The organism is Thermovibrio sp. (assembly GCA_015488335.1).
In the GTDB taxonomy this organism is placed as follows: Bacteria; Aquificota; Aquificia; order Desulfurobacteriales; family Desulfurobacteriaceae; genus Balnearium.
The window spans coordinates 14,345-32,118 of sequence record WFNZ01000002.1 but is presented as its reverse complement, the minus strand read 5'-3'; the positions used below and the strand labels follow the sequence as shown (position 1 = coordinate 32,118).

The following is a 17,774-nucleotide window of genomic DNA, read 5'->3' as shown; positions in this document are numbered from 1 at the left end:
GTGTAGAGGGTTCAACCTGCTGGCTTCCTTCATCTATAACTGCAACGTCAAAGTGGAAGTCCTGAAGGAGCTCCGACTTAACCATAGAGTTTGTTGAAATGACAACATCGGCCTCTGTGATTATTTCACGGAGAATAAGGTTCTCCATCTCTTTCAGGGCTTTAATCCGAACGTCAACCTCGTAGTTTGCAAGAATCCACTCAGCCATTGAACGCATTACCTTTTTGGGAACTCCTCTAAAGCTCTTCCCTTTCCTGCCGAAGTAGACAATCTCGTCGTCGCTCATCCCACGGCGGAGCTGTGGAGTGGGTTTTGTGAACTGGTCTCTCTTCTCTATGAGCTCCCTGACCTTTTCCCAGCCCTCTTTAACTTTTTGAGCTTTCTCGTGCTCTTCGTAGAGGGCGTAGATTGAGAACCTCTCAAGCTCCTCAAGAACCCTTGCCGGGTGACCAATACGAACAAGTTTCAGCTCAGGGTATTTAGAGAGGTTCAGCAAAATATTGTCTGCGGCGATGTTTGAGTCTGCAGTTGCAAGAACCTTTTTGCCCTGTTTTACAAGCTGAACGATGAGCTCTGTTATGGTGCTGGTCTTTCCCGTTCCGGGAGGGCCGTGGAAGAGGTAGAAGTCGGGAGCCCCCAGGGCGTTCCTGACGGCTGAGAGCTGTGTTTCGTTGAGTCTCTTGTCGGCAGGTTCAAAGTCAACAGGTTCTCCCTTTTCAGGTTCTCTCAAGCCTAAAATGGCGTTTCTGAGCTCCCTCTGTCTGCCGGCTGCGTGGCGGAGCTCCTCTAAGTTTTCTTCCATTCTTTTGAAGGTTACGTCGTTAACGTAGAGATCAATCCTTACCCCCTTTTTATAGACCCAGCGGGGAGGCCGGTTATCAAAAGCAACCGTTATGGTCTTCTCTGTAATCCGAACTACAGTTCCCAGGAGGTCGCTCTTTAATGGGTTTCCACGGCTGACAAGAACGATGTCTCCGGTTGAAATTTCAGTCTCAATGGGTTTCTCTCTCCAGAACCGAACAAGGTGGAGGTGGAACTTTGTTCCCGCCTTTGTCCCTTTCAAATCTAAAATGGCGCGGCCGAGGAGCTCCCTCTCTCTGCCAGAGAGTCTCCTTATTTCAGCTTCTTGAGCCTCAATCTCTGCAAGCCTTTCAACGTCTATCAGGTATTTAAACTTCTCAACGTACCTATGAACGGTGCATATCTCCCTGGCCTCTTCCTCTGAGGGGATGAAATCCTCGTAAATCTGGCAGAGGAATTCATCTTTCAGGTAGATGAGGGTTTTCCCGTTGGCTATACAGGTTTCTCTAACGTCTCCTTTCCTCAAACCAAGGTATTTAAGCTCCCTCTGAAGCCTTTTACCGTCGTATATTCCATCTAAAAGAATTGGCATTCCTACCTCGCAGGTTAGAATTTGACATCCAGGAATTTAAAGAAAAAGGAGGGAACTTGGTAGTCCATATTGTTGGAATCGGCGGAATTGGAATGTCTGGAATCGCCCTCGTTCTAAAGGCAAAGGGATACAGGGTTCAGGGTTCTGATATAAAGCGGAGCTCCATGGTCAGAAAACTTGAAGAGGCTGGAATAAAGGTCTTCATAGGCCATAGGGAAAAAAACGTTGAAGGAGCAGACGTTCTAATCCACTCATCTGCAGTTAAGGAGAACAACCCTGAAATCGTTGCGGCAAAAAAGAGAGGAATTCCCGTTATTCCACGGGCAGACATCCTTTCAGACATTATGAGATTTAAAGAGGGAGTTGCAGTTGCAGGAACCCACGGCAAAACAACAACAAGCTCTATGGTTGCAAAAGTTTTCTACGAAGCAGGTTTAAAGCCGACAATTCTGGTAGGTGGAAGGCTCTCTTTCTTAGGCGGAGTCAACGCCGTTGAGGGAGACGGCAAATGGCTAGTTGCAGAGGCAGATGAGAGTGACGGAACGTTCCTGAAGCTCACCCCAACCCTCTCTGTGATAACCAACATAGACGCAGACCACTTAGACTACTACGGAAGTATGGAGAAGCTGACTGAAGCCTTTACAGAGTTTGCAAACAGGGTTTCATTCTACGGAAAAGTTTTCCTCTGCACAGAGTGCAAAAGGGTCAGAGATATAGTTCCAAGGGTTTACAAGAGAAAGGCCACATATGGCTTCAAAGATTCAGACTTCACGGCAGAGAACGTTCAGCCGACAGGTTTGGGTTCAATTTTTGAGGTCAGGTATAGAGGAAAGCCTTTAGGAAGGGTGAAGCTAAACGTTCCGGGAAGACACAACGTTTTAAACGCCCTCGGTGCAGTAGGAGTCTCTTTAGAGGCTGGAGTTCCCTTTAATCAGGTGGCAGAGGCGCTGGAGGAGTTCAGGAACGCAAGCAGGAGAATGGAGCTGAAAGGAACGGTTAACGGAATTACCTTTATTGACGACTACGGCCACCACCCGACAGAGATTGAGGCATCTTATAGAGCTCTGAAGGAGTCTTTCCCAAACAGGAGAATAATTGTTCTCTTCCAGCCACACAGGTTCACAAGGACTAAGAACCTCTGGAACGAGTTTGTAAGGGTTTTAAAGGAGATAGACAACCTCTACATATGCGACATATATTCTGCCGGCGAGGAGCCGATAGAAGGAATTACGGCTGAGAAGCTGGCCTCTGAATGCGGAGCTCTCTACGGAGGCAGTTTAGAAAAGGCCTGTGAGCTGGTTAAAAGGGAGCTCCGCCCCGGCGACATCTTCCTCTCCTTAGGAGCCGGAGACATCACGAAAGCTTTTGAACTGATTACCGGAGAAGAAGAATGAAGAGAGTTTTCCTCTTTGACGGAACGAGCCTTGCATACAGGGCTTTTTACGCAATAAAAGGGCTCTCAACAAGCAGAGGGCTTCCAACAAACGCCGTTTACGGCTTTATAAGGATGTTCCTAAAACTCTACAAAGACTTCAAGCCCGAATACGCAGCAGTTGTTTTTGATGCAGGGAAGAAAACTTTTAGAACGAAAATCGCCAAAGACTACAAGGCAAACAGGAAGCCAACGCCAAACGAGTTCAAAATTCAGCTTCCATACATAAAGAGGTTCTTAGAGTGTTTGGGAGTAAAAACCCTTGAGATGGAAGGGTATGAGGCAGACGACATAATCGGAACTTTAAAGGAGAAGTTCTCTAAAGAGGGTGTGGAGGTTGTAATTGTTACGCCAGATAAAGATATGAGACAGCTGATAGATGAGAACACAAAGGTCATAGCCATCTCAAACAGAACGGGAAAATCAAAAACCTACGATTTAGAGAGCTTCAGGGAAGAATACGGAGTAGAGCCTGAGCAGATTCCAGACGTCTTCGGCCTTTCTGGAGACTCCGTTGACAACATTCCGGGAGTTCCGGGAATTGGAGAGAAAACGGCCTTAAAGCTGATAAAGGAGTTCGGCTCTTTAGAAGGAATCTACGAGAACCTCTCAAAACTCCCGCCAAAGAGGAGGGAGACGTTAGAGAAGTTTAAGGAACAGGCTTTCCTGAGCCGTGAGCTTGCAAAGATAAAGAGGGACGTTCCAGTTGAGATAACCCTTGAAGACTTAAAAGTTAAAGAGCCAAACGGAGAGTGTTTGAGGGAGCTCCTCTCAGAGCTTGAAATGAGGAGCATTGCAGAGGAGCTGAAAAAACTCTTTCCAGACCTTGACCTCGGAAAACCTGTTGAGAAGGGGAAAAGACTCAGCGAAGAGGAGCTTAACGAGTATTTAAGCAGGGCAGATCTCTTCACAAAGCCGGAAGTTCTAATAGTTCCAAAGGGAACGGAGTTTGTTGTTGCAAACAGAGAAGGCTATGCCGTTTTAGACAGGGAGAAGACGAAAGAGGCAGTTAAGAAGGCAGGAAAAGTTTATACGTTTAACCTGAAGGAGCTCTACCACTCTTTAGGCGATGAGCTGAAGAGGAAGCAGGTTGAGGACATATCACTCCTCTATTACCTGAAAAACCCTCTCCTTAAGAGCTACTCTGAAGAAAACCTGCTTAAGGAGTTCTTAGAGTCTGTTGACCTTTCACCGGTTGAGGATTACGTCCACCACGGGTTTAAGCTGGCAGAGGAGCTAAAGGGAGAGTTAAAGAGGTTAAGCCTTGAGAGGCTCTACAGAGAGGTTGAGATACCGCTCTCCTACGTTCTCTACAGGATGGAGAGGAGAGGCGTCCCCTTCGACAGGGAGTATTTAGAGGCCTTTGGAAAGGAGATAGAGGAGAGTCTGGAAAACCTGCAGGAAGAGATTTACAGGGAGGCTGGAGAGCCTTTTAACATAAACTCTCCCAAACAGCTTGCCTACATACTCTTTGAGAAGTTGGGATTAAAACCTTTAAAGAAGACAAAATCGGGATACTCAACAGACGTTGAGACCCTCACAACCTTAGCACTTGAGAGAAGCAGGATAGCGGAGCTCCTTTTAGAGTTCAGGAAGCTCTCAAAGCTCCACGGAACATTTATAAAGGGAATTCTGAAACATATGGATTCAGAGGGAAGAGTTCACACAAAGTTTCTCCAGACGGCAACTGCAACGGGAAGGCTCTCATCTGCAGAGCCGAACCTCCAGAATCTGCCGGTTTCAGACCAGTTCTCAAAGAGGATAAGACAGGCAGTAAGGGCACCAGAAGGCTACACGCTGGTTTGGGCAGACTACTCACAGGTGGAGCTCCGCATTTTAGCCCACCTTTCAGGGGATGAGAAGCTCATTGAGGCCTACAGGGAAGGAAAGGACATCCACACAGAAACGGCAAGGCACCTTTTTGGAACGGAAGAGATAGACGAAACAAAGAGGAGAGTTGCAAAGACCGTTAACTTCGGAATTATTTATGGAATGAGCCCACATGGCCTTTCAGACAGGTTGGGAATTCCCGTAAAGGAGGCTGAGGAGTATATAGAGACCTACTTCAAACAGTTCCCGAAAGTTAAAGAGTTCATAGATAGAACCCTTGAGGAAGCCTACAGGAAAGGCTACGTTAAAACCCTCTTTGGAAGGATAAGGCCTCTGCCGGAGCTCCGTGACAGAAACTACCACGTAAGGAGCTTTGGGGAGAGGGCTGCAGTAAACGCAAGGGTTCAGGGAACAGCTGCAGACATTATGAAGATGGCAATGGTGGAGCTCTTCCCGAAGTTAGAAAAATTAGGAAGCTACCTCATCCTTCAGGTTCACGACGAAGTTGTCGTTGAAGCTCCAGAAGAGGTTGCAGAGGAAGTGAAAAAAGTAGTTAAAGAGACAATGGAAAAGATTGTGGAGCTCTCTGTTCCACTAACTGCAGACGTAGAAACCGGCAAACGCTGGAGTTGAGAGAACTTTATTTGTCCAGTTCTTTTTTTATTTCAAGAATTTTCAGGAACTCTTCAGGAGAAAAAACGGGAATTTCAGTCCTTGAGAAATCTTTTGCGTTTCTGGTTACAATACAGTTACACCCTGAGTGGATAGCTGAAGCGTAAATAACAGCATCTTCAAAATCTTTGAAGTTTAAATTTCTTGCTGTTTCAAGAACGACTCTGTTTACAGCTGCAATTTCAAAGAGGCTAAGAAGCTTCTTGATACACTCATCAGCTTTATTTCTGTTAAAGGCTTTACTCACAAGATAGTATATAGTCGTTATAGTAGTAGCACACAAAAAACCTACGATTTCTCCTTTTTCAACCCCTGAAAAAATTGCAGCAGCGGTTTCCGAAAAAGGATGACGTTCAAGGAGAACGTCTAAAACAACGTTAGTATCAAAGAGAACCCTCATAGATATTTCTCTTCAAGGAACTTTTTGTAGTCTGATTCATCAACTTGAGCATTTTTTATAAAACCTTTAAGTTCTCTAACTAAAGGAGTTATATCTGAGTCCTTTTCAGAAGAAATAACTTTAAAGAACTTTTCAACCAATTGAGATAGGGATTCTCCTCTCTCAGATGAGTAGGCCTTAGCCATTTCTATAACTTCCTTTTCAAGCCTCAATGTCAATTTCGTTTTCAAAGTTTCCTCCTGACGTATTGATACTTATCAATATATACGGCATAAATCAGAACGCAAACTTTCATATATTTTAAGAGAGTTTCAGCCGGTAAAGAGCCCGTCTATAACTTGAGAAAGTGTTTCAAAATCCCTGCTTACAACTTCTATTCCAAGCTCCTGGTAGGCTATCTTTACCCTGTTGCTGCACTTTGGACATACTATTCTCTTTACGCCGTAGGCCAAAAGAACCTGGGCTATATCTGAATCGCTGCTTGAAACGTTTTTGTAGAGGCTTACTTCTAACTCATCGCCTTTCTGGTTTAGGATTACAAAGTATGGAGCAAGGAGGAAGGTTTCTGAGATTGGCGAGTCAAGGCCTCTCTCTTCAAGTATTGGAACCGCCGTCTTCAAAACTCACCTCCGGAGGTTTTTGTGTTTAAAAGGTGGGAAAACCTAAGTGAAATTTTACTCCCTGAGGTTGAGAATTTCTGCAATACCTACAACGAGAGAGAAGGAATATTAAATGAAATTGAGGAGTTTTCGCAAAAGGAGAAGGTTCCTATACTTCTTCCAGTATCAGCCGCCCTATTGAGGTTAATCGTAAGTATTCTGAAACCCAAAAGAGTGCTGGAAATAGGAACGGGATTAGGTTACAGCACTCTGAGCATCTACTTTGGGTATAGAGAGGCTGAAATAACAACAGTTGACTCAAACAGGAAGAGGCTTGAGAAGGCTGAGGAGTTCTTTGAGAGGGCGGGAGCTCCCATCAAAACCGTTCTATCAGACGGGCTGGAGTATATGAGGGAGCTCCTTTCCCGAGAAGAAAGCTTTGACTTCATATTCGTTGACTCTGTTAAGTCTGAATATCCGTTCTTCAACTATAAAGTCCTAGCTCTTTTGAGCGACGGTGGAGTTGCCGTTTTTGACAACGTCCTCTTCAGGGGATACGTGGCAGGTAGAGATTACGATAAAAAGTATGAAAGAGGAGTCAAACTGCTGAGAAAGTTTTTAGAAGACGTCAAAAAATATCCAAACTTTGAGGCAACACTCATTCCCGTTGGAGACGGACTGCTGTTTTTGAAACAAAAGGAGCTTAGTTATGAAAAGGTTTAAACTTCCAAAAAAAAGTAAATCTCACATTCACTACGACGAAGAAGCAGACGTTCTCTACATCTCATTTGGTGAACCCAAACCTGCAGAAGGTATTGATATTGGAGATAGAACTATACTAAGAGTAGACACTGAAACAGAAGAAGTTGTGGGTTTAACAATTTTAAACTTCTCTAAAAGGGCAAAGCTTTAGATTTTATCTGGTATAATAGAAGACGGGTTCCGAGTCTGGTCGCCTAAGGGCGTTTGCCTATGGGGCCAGACCGACAGGGTTCAGCTGGAAACGGCTGGGCCTCCCGGGCTTGGAAAGGAACCCAGATGCAAAGGGGGTCAGTCCAGGCTCGGGCTGACCCCCTTTGTAGTTTACGGCTCAGGAGACCCCGCAGCACCTCCCCTGAAAATTCGGGGTCTCCCCTCTTTACCGGAGGTGAGAGATGGTTCTAAGACTCTATTTTACAACACTCATCCTCCTGCTCCTCTCGACCTCTGTTCTTGGAAAAGAGCTCCTCATCTCTGCAGCAATGGGAACAAAGGAGTTCGTTAGAACGGCCGGAAAGGAGTTTCAGGAGAAAAGGGGAACAAAAGTCATTTTCAACTTCTCATCTTCAGGAAAACTGATAAATCAGATAGTTCAGGGAGCTCCCTCCGACGTCTACATCTCAGCCTCAAAGTTCTGGATTGACTACGGAGTAAAGAAGGGAGTTCTTGATAGGAGAACCGTTAAACCCTTTGCAGAAACTTCTCTGGTTCTGATAGCTCCTAAGAATGGTAAAGTCAAGGAGCTGACAGAAGCCGAGAGAATAGCTGTTGGAAACAGGCTTGCACCTGTTGGAAGATATGCGATTCAAACTTTAAAAAGTCTGGGAATTTACGAAAAGGTAAAAGATAAACTGGTTTACTCACCAAACGTCCGGCAGATTACCGTGTGGGTTATGACGGGAAACGCAGATTTAGGGCTGGTTTACTACTCAGACTACCTGAAGTTCAAAAATAGAGTAAAGCTGATAAAGGTTTTCCCGGATAAGCTCCACAACTCCATAAGGTTCTACGTTGCCTGCGTTGAAGGGGGAAATGAGAAGGAATGTAGGGATTTTGAGAAGTTCCTTTCGGAGCTCCCCCAATCAGAGTATAAAAAGTTCGGGCTTGAAAAGGTAGAAAATGGTTCTTGACCCGGAAGCTCTCTTCTCAATAAAGCTCTCTCTAAAAGTTGCAACGGTTTCAACCGTTCTAATCTTCTTAACCGGGCTGCCCATCGCTTACGTTCTGGCTGAAAAAGAGTTCCCGATGAAAAACCTTTTAGATGCCCTGATAACCCTGCCTCTCGTATTTCCACCAACGGTTACCGGATACCTGCTGCTTCTTATTCTCGGGAAAAACGGGTTTATCGGGGAAATCCTCTACAGGTTCTTTAAAACGGGAATTGTTTTCACTTGGTATGGAGCCGTTGTTGCCTCTTCTGTTGCGGCCTTTCCAATTTTCGTCAAAACGGCAAGGAGCTCCATTGAGGCAGTTGAGAAGAACCTTATTTACGCTGCGTTTACTTTGGGGAAAGGTGAACTTGAAACCTTTTTCAGGGTTGTTCTTCCAATAGCAAAGAGAGGAATTGTTGCAGGATTAGTCCTCTCTTTTGCCAGGGCAATTGGAGAGTTTGGAGCAACCCTGATGCTTGCAGGAAACATCCCCTTTAAAACCAACACAATTCCGATTGAGATCTACAGCGCCGTTTCAGACGGGAATTTTGAGAGGGCAAACCTGCTAACTGTTGTAATCGCACTCCTTTCGCTGGGAATAATCTTTGCCGTCAACAGGCTGAGCCAGAGAGGGAATCGGTGATAGTTTTTAAAGCCGAAAAAGAGCTCAAGAACTTCAGCTACAGCATCTCTTTCAGCTCCGATTCACAGATAACAGCCCTATTTGCCCCATCAGGTTCTGGGAAAACCCTAACGCTCCAGATGATAGCAGGACTCCAGAAACCTGACAGCGGAGAGATAGAGGTAAACAGGAAAACATTTTTCAGCTCTAAAAGAGGAATAAACCTGCCGCCCCAGAAAAGGAACGTTGGATACCTGTTTCAGGACTATGCCCTCTTTCCACACATGACTGTAAAGGAGAACATTCTCTTTGCAGATAGAGATGAAAAGCTGTTTAGGGAAATCGTAGAGCTCCTTGAGATTGAAAACATCCTGAACAAACTTCCGAGCCAGATATCTGGAGGCCAGAAACAGAGGGTAGCCCTTGCAAGGGCTCTGATGAGAAGGCCTGAAGTTCTCCTTTTAGACGAGCCTTTCTCGGCCCTCCACAAGGAGATGAGGGAGAACCTTTACGGGGAGCTCCTCTCTATAGTTAAGCGGTTCAACCAGAGGGCAGTTTTAGTTACCCACGACTTTGAGGAGGTTTTAAGGCTCAGTGAAAAGGTTGTAGTCCTTGAAGAGGGCAGAAATGTTCAGGAAGGAGAGCCGGAAGAGGTATTCTTAAAGCCAAAAACGGTTAAAATAGCTAAACTTTTAGGCCACAGGAACTTTTTAAAGGGAAGAGTGGCTGAAACAGGAGAACAGTTTGCAGTGGTTGAACTGAAGGGAAACGTAAGGCTGAAGCTGAGAAGGAGAGTTCCATTAAAGGCTGGAGAAAAGGTAACTGTTTCGGTTCTGCCCATGTCTGCAGCCTTTTCTCCGGCAGGGGAGTCAAACAGGATAGATGTTCTTGTAAAAAGAATAGAAAAAAGGGGAAATTTCCTCTACCTGAAGGTTGAATTAGCGGGAGAGGAGATGGAGCTCCACCTACCTGTAAGCCTCACTCCCAACTACATCTTAGAGGAGGGAAAGAGAACAACTCTCCACCTATCTGCAGACCAGATTTGCGCCATCAAGGAGGAAGAATGAAGAGAAAAGTAAAGGTTGAAGACGCAGTTGGAATGGTATTAGTTCACGACATAACTGAGGTTGACCCTGAAAGGGGATTCAAGGGAAGGGCTTTCAAGAAGGGGCACATAATAAGGCCGGAAGACGTTGAGAAACTGAAGAAGTTGGGAAAGGAGTATATCTACGTTTTAGAACTCTCTGAAGATGAAATCCACGAGGACGATGCGGCGAAACTGCTGGCAGATGCCCTGATGGGAGAGAACCTCTACAGGGACGAGGAGCCAAAGGAGGGAAAGATAAACATCTACTCAAAGGTCTTCGGACTCTTTAAAGTAGATGTAGAGAAGCTCTTTCAGTTTAACATGGTCGGCGAGCCGTCCTGCCCAACGATTCACACTAACATGTATGTGAAGCCCGGCGAGAAGGTTGCAGCTGTAAGGATTATCTCTTTAGTCGCTCCAAAGAGGGAAGTTGATGAAGCTGTAAAGATAGCGGGAAACGGAATAATGAGGGTCATCCCGTTTACAGAGAAGAAGGCCGGAATGATAATAACCGGGAACGAGGTCTACTCTGGAAGGATTAAGGACAAGTTCTACGACAGGTTAAGGCCGAAGCTTGAGTTTTTCAAGTGCTCTGTTGAGGAGAAGGTTATCTTGCCAGACGATAAGGAGAGGATAAGGCAGAAAATTGAGGAGTTTGCAGACAAATACGATATAGTGGTTCTAACCGGGGGAACTTCTGTTGACCCGGATGACGTTACCTACAGGGCAATTAAAGAGGCTGGGGCTGAGAACTTCATAAGGGGGAACCCGATTCAGCCGGGGAATATGCTAACAATGGGATGGGTTAAGGGAAAGCCTGTCGTTGCAGTTCCAGCAGCTGCACTCTTTTTCAAAGCAACCTCATTTGACATATGGCTTCCAAGGCTTTTAGTTGGAGACGTGATTACAAAAGAGGAAGTTGCAATGAAAGGCCACGGTGGTTTGTGCCATAACTGTCCGGTTTGTGTATTTCCAATCTGTCCGTTCGGGAGACCGTAATGAAAGTGAAGTGGGAAGAAGCCAAGAGAATAATCTCAGAGAACACAGAGCCTGTTAAAGAGACTGAGTTAGTAGTTCTGGAAGAAGTGGAGGGGAGGGTTCTATCAGAAAGCGTGGTTTCGCCGATAGACGTTCCAGATGTAAACAAATCGGCGATAGACGGTTTTGCATTCAGGAGCTCCTCCCTTAAAGAGCTCCCCGCAGAGCTGAAGATTGTCGGAGAGACGGCAGCCGGAGACACTGAAAGGAAGCAGGTTAAAGAGGGAGAGGCCGTTTTCGTAATGACAGGCGGGGAGATACCAGAGGGAGCAGACGCGGCAGTAAGGGTTGAGGACGTAAAGGTAGAGGGAGACAAGGTAATTGTTGACTTTCCCGTAGAGCCGGGAACTCTTGTAAACTTTAAGGGAAGCGAGATAAGGAAGGGAGAGGTTCTCTTAAAAAGAGGGGAGCTCCTCAATTCCTTGAAACTCTCTCTCCTTGCCTACGTTGGCGTTTACGCCGTTAAGGTCTTCAGGAAGCCGAAAGTTGGAATCCTAACAACGGGAAATGAAATTCTTGAGCCCTGGGAGAGCTTTAAAAGGGGATATGCCTACAACTCAAACTACTACTTCCTCAAAAGCCTTGTAGAAAGGGCTGGGGGGAAAGCTGTAAGGCTTGGAAGGGCTGAAGATGAACCTGAAGCCCTGCTGAAAGCCATTGAAAATGGGCTGAACCACGTTGACATTCTGATAACAACCGGTGGAGTTTCAAAGGGTAAGTATGACTTTGTGAAGGAAGTTGTCCACAGGGCTGGAGTGGAGGTTTTCTTCAAGCAGACGAACATAAGGCCGGGAAGGCCGTTGGTCTTTGGGAAACGGGAAAACAAACTCTTTTTTGGACTTCCCGGCTATCCAACTGCGGCAGCAGTTAACGCCTTGGAGTTCCTCATACCGGCTGTGAGGAAAATGGCCGGAATTGAAAGCTATGAGAACAGATACGTTGAAGCCGTTGCAGAAGAAAGGCTCAAGTCAAGACCCCACAGGGTTGACTTCATAAGGGTTAAAGTTAGGGAAGAAAACGGCTACCTGAAGGTAAGGAGTGCAGGGAACCAGCAGACCTCTGTTTTCAGGAGTTTTGCAGAATCGGACGGCCTTGCCGTTGTCCCGGAAGGGAAAGGACCTGTTGAAGCAGGAGAAAGAGTAAAGGTTCTCCTGCTCAAGGAGTTTTTGTAAAATTGATAGTGTATTTCGGATAGAGATAAGATAAAAATTTGCGAATGTTTTATAAAGCTTGACAGGAAATTGAAAGGTTTTGTAATATTCTGCAATACAGCTCCAGCAGAGAGGGATAAACGTGGGGATAGAGAGGTTAGCAATAGCGGCAGGGCTGGGGATAGGCCTACTGACCGCTCAGTCTCTGGCAGCTGTCACCGTTCCCGGTTTTGAGGGAGAAATAAAAACACAGATAGAGTTCAGACAGGACGTCTACGATAGAGACTCCATTCCCTTTGACAACTACTTCAAATTGGACGTTCGGGATTTAAAGGGAAACTCGGAGCTCCACTTCTACGGTAAGCTCTGGAAAGATTTAGGATACGGAACCGACTGGAACTTAGACCTCTACCAGCTCTACGTTGAAGTTCCTCTCAAAAAGGATAGAAACGCACTCCTCTCTGTTGGTAGGCAGTTTATCTCTGAAGGTTTTGAAACTTACGTTGCAGACGCCGTGAAGTTGGACGTAAACCTCAAAAACGGCCTCACCTATACTGTTTACCTGGGAAAGCCCAGGTTCTTTGAGCCCAATATCCACTCAGGAGACGATTTACTCTTTGGATTCAAAGTTGACTACAAAGGCTATTACTTAGGGTTTGAGCACCTGAGGGACGATGGAAAAGTTAAGAAGAGTTCCTTTGTTTTTGGAAACTACAAGTACCTAACTGAGAAGCTTGCACAGTATAGCCGTTTAGAGGTTGACGCAGCCCACGGGGAGCTCCTCAACGCAAGCCTGGGATTCAACTACTTTCCCACAAAGAGGCTCAGGTTTAACACAGAATTTGAATACTACGACCCATCCTACACCTACGACGGTGGCATAAGGGAAGACAGAATCTTCTCACTCTTCTCACCTAACGGAAGGGAGCTCCGCTTCACACAGAGTGCCTACTACGACATAACTAAGAACTGGCAGCTCTTTGGAAACATTACGCTTACAGACGTTCAGAGGAGCGGAAAGGACAACGGATACCTTGCAAAGGTTGGAGCTGTAAGGGATACCTGGTTTGAGAACGGTTTAAGGGCTTATGGAGCTCTCCTCTACCAGAACAGCTGGATTGGGATAATGAGGGGAGTTGAATTAGGATTCACAAAATACGTGTGCAGGAAACTCACCTTAAACGGAACAGCAGACATTGCCCGTTACGACAAGATAACCTACGGAAAGCAGTGGGCAACAGCTTACTACCTGAGGGGAACCTACCAGACATCAGAATTCTCAAACTTAGAGCTTGGAGTAGACTACAGGAACAATGAGGACTTTGACCACGACTTGAGGCTCATCTTCAGATACAACCTCCTCTTCTGGGGCGGAACGGGAGAAAAAAAGGCCGAGGATAGGAAATGAGGAAAAGTTTAAAACTCCTTGCTTTAGCTGTTTTAGTTGTAACGGCAGGCTCCTGTGGTAAGGGAAAGGTCAACTACAGCGAGGAGCTTGGAGCGACGGCCAAGTTCCACCACAGGGAGCACAAGGAGTTTATAGATAAACACGGCTGCATACCGTGCCACAAGATGAACGTTGAGATGTCGTGGGCAGACATAGAGGCGGCAGAAAGGGGCTCAAAGAAGATAATCATGCCCTCTAAGGTTACCTGTCACTACTGCCACAACAACCCGGGCAAATCTCCTGCTCCAAACGCTCCAACCCAGTGTTATATCTGCCACTTCAACATGAAGGAGATTGAGCCGGCCGACCACAAAACGGCCAACTGGATGAAGACCCACAGGTTTGCATACCAGTCAAAACCTAAGAAGTGCTCTGAGTGTCACAGGCAGAGGTTCTGCATAGAGTGCCACGAGAGGAGAGATACGATACAGCACAAGGTTCACCCCAGGAACTACGAGTACACCCACAGCATAGAGGCTGCAGCAGACCCTGGTAAGTGTAGCAGGTGCCACAGGGTTGGATTCTGTATGGAATGCCATACAAAGGGGAACTGGACAAGATGAGGAAGGGATTAATAGGACTGGCAATTATAGGATTGGTATTCGGCGGAAACGCCCTATCGGCAGAGTGTGGCGGTAAGGGATATACCGGCACCGACTCCAAGTTCTGCCTCAAGTGCCACACATCCGGATGTCCCGTTCTTCACCCTGTAGACGTAAAGGTAAAAGAGACCGAGTGTATAAAAGTCCCCGCTAACTTCCCGACAACGTGGGACGGGAAGCTCACCTGCACAACCTGCCACGACATGACAGGTTCAAACAGGGATTTTCTCAGGGCAAACAGGCCGTTAAAACACAGATACGACTTCTGCTTCCAGTGCCACAATGAGAAGTGCTACAGGAAGTTCAACCCCCACAAGACTATAGCTTCTAACCTGCCGTGGAATGAGAAGAAGAAGGCCTGCATCTACTGTCACGGTTTCGGTGCAAAGCTTGAAGCCTACAAGGCCTGTGTGGGGTGCCACACCAAGACGCCCCACGTGGGAGCTCCCGAACACCTGACTGCAAAACCGGAAAAAGTCAAAGAGCTAACAAAAGGAAAGGCAGAAATTGTAGAGATAACCTCAATGAAAGACCTTAAGCCGAGAATTGACGAGAAGATTTTAAAGAACAGAAAACCAAAAGTTATACTCGTTAACGGCCACATTGAGTGTATAACCTGCCACAACCCGCACCCACAGATAGCCATACCGGCACCTCCTGAAGATAAGAAGTGGGCTAAAGTTGAAAAGGCCGACCTTGACTACAAACTCAGGAAGCTAAACCTTGAGCTTAGCAGGTTTGAACTTAATACGAAAAGTGTAAAACTTATGAGCAAAGACCTCAAAGGCGGAAAACTCTGCCAGGTTTGCCATTCCATCAACTCGCTTAAGTAGGGGGTAGAGAGTGAAAGCCTTCATATTAGGACTAACAGGGGCAATCGCCATTACGGGAACAGCCCTTGGAATGGGAATAACAGATGATGGGTGTTTAAAGTGCCACAGGCTGAAAGGGCTTTCCATCGTTAATAAAGAGAACAAAGTGGAAGACTGCAGTATCTCAGACGCACTATTTGCCCACTCAATCCACAGGAATGTGGGGTGTACAGAGTGCCACACGAAGATTGAGCAGTATCCCCACAAACCTGAGAACGCTAAGGTAAACTGTGCCACAAAGTGCCACGTAGTTGACCCGTCAACGAAAAAACCCTTCTCCCACGAAAAGGTCTACGAGACCTGGAAGGAGAGCGTCCACGGGAAGAACTACGAGAAAGCCCCTGATATCTACCCCTACTGTTCTTACTGCCACACAAACAGGCTCCTTGTAGACGTTACAAAACTTGAGTCTATGAAGATGAGCTTTGACAGGTGTTCAATCTGTCACCAGAACAAGGACTGGATAAAAGACAGGCTCTCACACGTTGCAAGCAGAGAGCCAATTCCGATCATTAAAAACGGGTTTACACACCAGTTTATTAAGACCAGGCGTGATGGCTGGGAGATTGTGGAGCTCTGTGCCTCCTGTCACGAAAACGAGAAGAAGATGGAAAAAGCCCTTGATATAGAGGGAATCCACGATAAGTTTAAGAGGGAACACGTCTTAACTGCCGTTGAGTCCTACAAAGTAACCATGCACGCAAAGATGCTCTACTTAGACAGGAACGATACAAGGGCGGCAGACTGTTTAGACTGCCATACGAACAAAGATGGAAACTTCCACGACATCTTCCACAAGGACGATCCCCGCTCTTCAATCAACCCAAAGAACATAGAACTTACCTGTGGCCGCTCAACAGAGTGCCACCCACTTGCTCCTAAAGACCATATGAAGAACTTTGCCACTACGAAGTGGGTTCACATGCACCCCATTCCAGACTCTTTAGGCCAGAAAATAGTAAAGATAGTTGAAGATTTCATGTTCTGGCTCACAACGGGAACACTCCTCTTTGCAGTTACCATCGTTGGACTTGACCTTCTTAAAAACCTGAGGAGGAAGCACTAATGGGACTCTGGGAATCCTTTAAAAGAACCTTCAGAGTAAGAGCCGAACAGGATAAGCTTCTCATCGTAGACGGTGAGAAGATAATGATACAGAAGTTCACACTCTTCCAGAGACTCCTCCACGTTGGAATTTTCTCAACGTTCATATGGCAGATAATTACGGGATATCCACTAAAGTTCTACAACACAGCATGGGCAAAGCCAATCATAGAATTGCTGGGCGGAATAGCTGGCGAAATGACAATTCATAGAGTATCCGGATTCATTATGTTCTCAGACTTCCTCCTCACTGTTCTCTACCTTATCCTCATCCTTATAGCAAACTGGGACCTTGCCAAGAAGGACTTCTTCGGTTACTTCAAAATCGTTCCAGGACCAACAGACATAACTTTCGTCCACTACGTCAAATACCTGTTAGGGTTTAGAAAGGTTCCACCAGACTGGGACGAATACATCTGGGTTGATAAATTTGACTTCTGGGCAGTCGGTTGGGGTATGCTTGCAATCGGTATTACAGGATGGATACTCTGGCTTCCAGAGGTTTTCACAGGCTTCCTCCACCTGCCTCCTGAAACTATACAGATTGCCTATCTGATGCATTCAGACGAAGCCGTTCTGGCACTTGGATGGATCGCTTTAGTTCACATGTACATGGTTCACTACGGCCCCAACAAGTTCCCGATGGACTGGATATGGCTTACAGGAACTGCCTCTGAAGTTGAGTGGATTGAGGAGAGACCGAGGAGTTACAGGAGAATCATTAAGGCAGTTGCCGAAAACGAGCCACATCTTTTAGAGAAGTATCCGTTCTTGAAGGAGAGATACCAATTTGTTCTTGAAGTTGAAAAGCTCCCTGAAGAGGAGATGATTGATAAGATGCACGAATACGCTCACCACCTTCTTGAGAAGGAAGTAGAAGGGAGGAACGAATAATGAGGAAGTTGCTAATAGCGGCTCTGCTAATACCTGCAGCAGCTTTTGCAGCTGAGAACCCGCTCCTCTCGGCTCCTGCAAACAACACAGCAGAGTGGAAGCAGAAGTTAAAGGAGTTTGAGAGGCCGGAGCTCCCCAACCTTAAGGAGTACCCCAAGCCGTTTCACTCTCCAAACGCGTACAAGTACGAGATGAACGACGTCTGCAGCGCCTGCCACACGTTTGCTGCTCATAAGAAAGACAAGAAGTTCTCGCCGTTTTACAACGCCCACGGAACGTTCATGAGCTGTAACGTGTGCCACTTTGTTAAAACAGGAGTAACCTACAGCTGGGCTGAGATAAAAGGCGATAAAGTTGTTCTCCTCAAAAAAGGAGACTTCTACGGCCTAAAGTATATAAAAGTTGGCAACAGAGTAATGCTCTCAGGAGAAAACAGCAACGCTAAGATCGTTCCTGTTTACAACGGCCAACCCATTGAAATACCGTTAAAAGGCAACGAAAACCTGTTAAAGGACGTTACTGCCGTAGCGAAAATGCACAATGCTCTTACAGACCATCCTCTTAAGTGTGATGACTGCCATAAAGTAAATGGAAAACTGGACTTTAGAGCACTTGGCTTTAGCGAGGAAAGGGTTAAAGACCTTGAACACAATGAGATAGTTAAAGGTCTTGAGGAATACAAGACAATCCATTTCCCCAAATTTATCTGGTAAGGGGTGAA

Annotated in this window: 19 protein-coding genes and 1 riboswitch; of the genes, 15 read left to right on the top strand and 4 right to left on the bottom strand. The window is 46.1% G+C overall.

All coding sequences use genetic code 11. The features are described 5' to 3' along the window. The coding region (locus F8H35_RS00425) for an IGHMBP2 family helicase (protein WP_472571604.1) at nt 1-1,393 on the bottom strand (1,393 nt) is incomplete at its 3' end. A 56-nt stretch (nt 1,394-1,449) separates the two neighbouring features. On the opposite strand from F8H35_RS00425, the gene murC reads away from it, so the two are divergent. Then, nucleotides 1,450-2,787, top strand: a complete 1,338-nt coding sequence (murC, locus tag F8H35_RS00420; protein ID WP_472571603.1) for a UDP-N-acetylmuramate--L-alanine ligase — start codon at nt 1,450-1,452, stop codon at nt 2,785-2,787. Then, nucleotides 2,784-5,288, top strand: coding sequence for a DNA polymerase I (polA, locus tag F8H35_RS00415; protein ID WP_472571602.1), 2,505 nt, complete (start codon nt 2,784-2,786; stop codon nt 5,286-5,288). Before murC ends, polA begins: the two co-directional genes overlap by 4 nt. A 7-nt stretch (nt 5,289-5,295) precedes the next feature. Here the strand turns inward: polA and F8H35_RS00410 are convergent, their stop codons facing one another. The 3 genes from F8H35_RS00410 to F8H35_RS00400 all read right to left on the bottom strand — a co-directional run bounded on the left by F8H35_RS00410 (nt 5,296) and on the right by F8H35_RS00400 (nt 6,347). After that, entirely contained in the window at nt 5,296-5,727 is a 432-nt protein-coding gene (locus F8H35_RS00410; RefSeq protein ID WP_472569725.1) for a type II toxin-antitoxin system VapC family toxin, read from the bottom strand. Next, nucleotides 5,724-5,957, bottom strand: coding sequence for a DUF6364 family protein (locus F8H35_RS00405; RefSeq protein WP_472571601.1), 234 nt, complete (start codon nt 5,955-5,957; stop codon nt 5,724-5,726). The genes F8H35_RS00410 and F8H35_RS00405 overlap by 4 nt, the downstream gene beginning before the upstream one ends. 81 nt (nt 5,958-6,038) lie before the next feature. After that, on the bottom strand, nt 6,039-6,347 hold the full coding sequence (locus F8H35_RS00400; protein ID WP_472571600.1) for a NifB/NifX family molybdenum-iron cluster-binding protein: 309 nt from the start codon (nt 6,345-6,347) through the stop codon (nt 6,039-6,041). Nucleotides 6,348-6,368: 21 nt separating this feature from the next. Between F8H35_RS00400 and F8H35_RS00395 the strand changes: the two genes are divergently transcribed. From F8H35_RS00395 to F8H35_RS00335, 13 genes are all read left to right on the top strand, one after another. Beyond that, nucleotides 6,369-7,049 carry an O-methyltransferase gene (locus F8H35_RS00395; protein ID WP_472571599.1) on the top strand — a complete coding sequence of 227 codons (681 nt, stop codon included), beginning with the start codon at nt 6,369-6,371 and terminating at the stop codon, nt 7,047-7,049. Beyond that, nucleotides 7,036-7,239 (top strand): DUF2283 domain-containing protein, encoded by a 204-nt coding sequence (locus F8H35_RS00390; RefSeq protein ID WP_472571598.1) that lies wholly within the window; start codon nt 7,036-7,038, stop codon nt 7,237-7,239. Before F8H35_RS00395 ends, F8H35_RS00390 begins: the two co-directional genes overlap by 14 nt. Before the next feature lie 15 nt (nt 7,240-7,254). Further along, nucleotides 7,255-7,375, top strand: a riboswitch (molybdenum cofactor riboswitch). Nucleotides 7,376-7,480: 105 nt separating this feature from the next. Then, complete coding sequence (gene modA / locus F8H35_RS00385; protein ID WP_472571597.1) at nt 7,481-8,215, top strand: molybdate ABC transporter substrate-binding protein; 735 nt, start codon at nt 7,481-7,483, stop codon at nt 8,213-8,215. Further along, nucleotides 8,205-8,879, top strand: coding sequence for a molybdate ABC transporter permease subunit (modB, locus tag F8H35_RS00380; RefSeq protein WP_472571596.1), 675 nt, complete (start codon nt 8,205-8,207; stop codon nt 8,877-8,879). The genes modA and modB overlap by 11 nt, the downstream gene beginning before the upstream one ends. Then, complete coding sequence (locus F8H35_RS00375; RefSeq protein ID WP_472571595.1) at nt 8,876-9,925, top strand: ABC transporter ATP-binding protein; 1,050 nt, start codon at nt 8,876-8,878, stop codon at nt 9,923-9,925. Before modB ends, F8H35_RS00375 begins: the two co-directional genes overlap by 4 nt. Next, a complete protein-coding gene (locus tag F8H35_RS00370; protein WP_472571594.1) occupies nt 9,922-10,944 on the top strand; it encodes a molybdopterin-binding protein in 1,023 nt (340 codons plus the stop codon). The genes F8H35_RS00375 and F8H35_RS00370 overlap by 4 nt, the downstream gene beginning before the upstream one ends. Continuing rightward, complete coding sequence (locus F8H35_RS00365; protein WP_472571593.1) at nt 10,944-12,155, top strand: molybdopterin molybdotransferase MoeA; 1,212 nt, start codon at nt 10,944-10,946, stop codon at nt 12,153-12,155. Before F8H35_RS00370 ends, F8H35_RS00365 begins: the two co-directional genes overlap by 1 nt. Nucleotides 12,156-12,276: 121 nt before the next feature. Continuing rightward, complete coding sequence (locus F8H35_RS00360) at nt 12,277-13,542, top strand: hypothetical protein (RefSeq protein ID WP_472571592.1); 1,266 nt, start codon at nt 12,277-12,279, stop codon at nt 13,540-13,542. Continuing rightward, a complete protein-coding gene (locus F8H35_RS00355; protein WP_472571591.1) occupies nt 13,539-14,144 on the top strand; it encodes a hypothetical protein in 606 nt (201 codons plus the stop codon). The genes F8H35_RS00360 and F8H35_RS00355 overlap by 4 nt, the downstream gene beginning before the upstream one ends. Then, a complete protein-coding gene (locus tag F8H35_RS00350) occupies nt 14,141-15,016 on the top strand; it encodes a cytochrome c3 family protein (RefSeq protein ID WP_472571590.1) in 876 nt (291 codons plus the stop codon). Before F8H35_RS00355 ends, F8H35_RS00350 begins: the two co-directional genes overlap by 4 nt. 10 nt (nt 15,017-15,026) lie before the next feature. Continuing rightward, nucleotides 15,027-16,121 (top strand): hypothetical protein, encoded by a 1,095-nt coding sequence (locus F8H35_RS00345; protein WP_472571589.1) that lies wholly within the window; start codon nt 15,027-15,029, stop codon nt 16,119-16,121. Then, nucleotides 16,121-17,053 (top strand): formate dehydrogenase subunit gamma, encoded by a 933-nt coding sequence (locus F8H35_RS00340; protein WP_472571588.1) that lies wholly within the window; start codon nt 16,121-16,123, stop codon nt 17,051-17,053. The genes F8H35_RS00345 and F8H35_RS00340 overlap by 1 nt, the downstream gene beginning before the upstream one ends. Further along, nucleotides 17,053-17,766, top strand: coding sequence for a hypothetical protein (locus tag F8H35_RS00335; protein ID WP_472571587.1), 714 nt, complete (start codon nt 17,053-17,055; stop codon nt 17,764-17,766). Before F8H35_RS00340 ends, F8H35_RS00335 begins: the two co-directional genes overlap by 1 nt. The last annotated feature ends 8 nt before the right edge of the window (nt 17,767-17,774 follow it).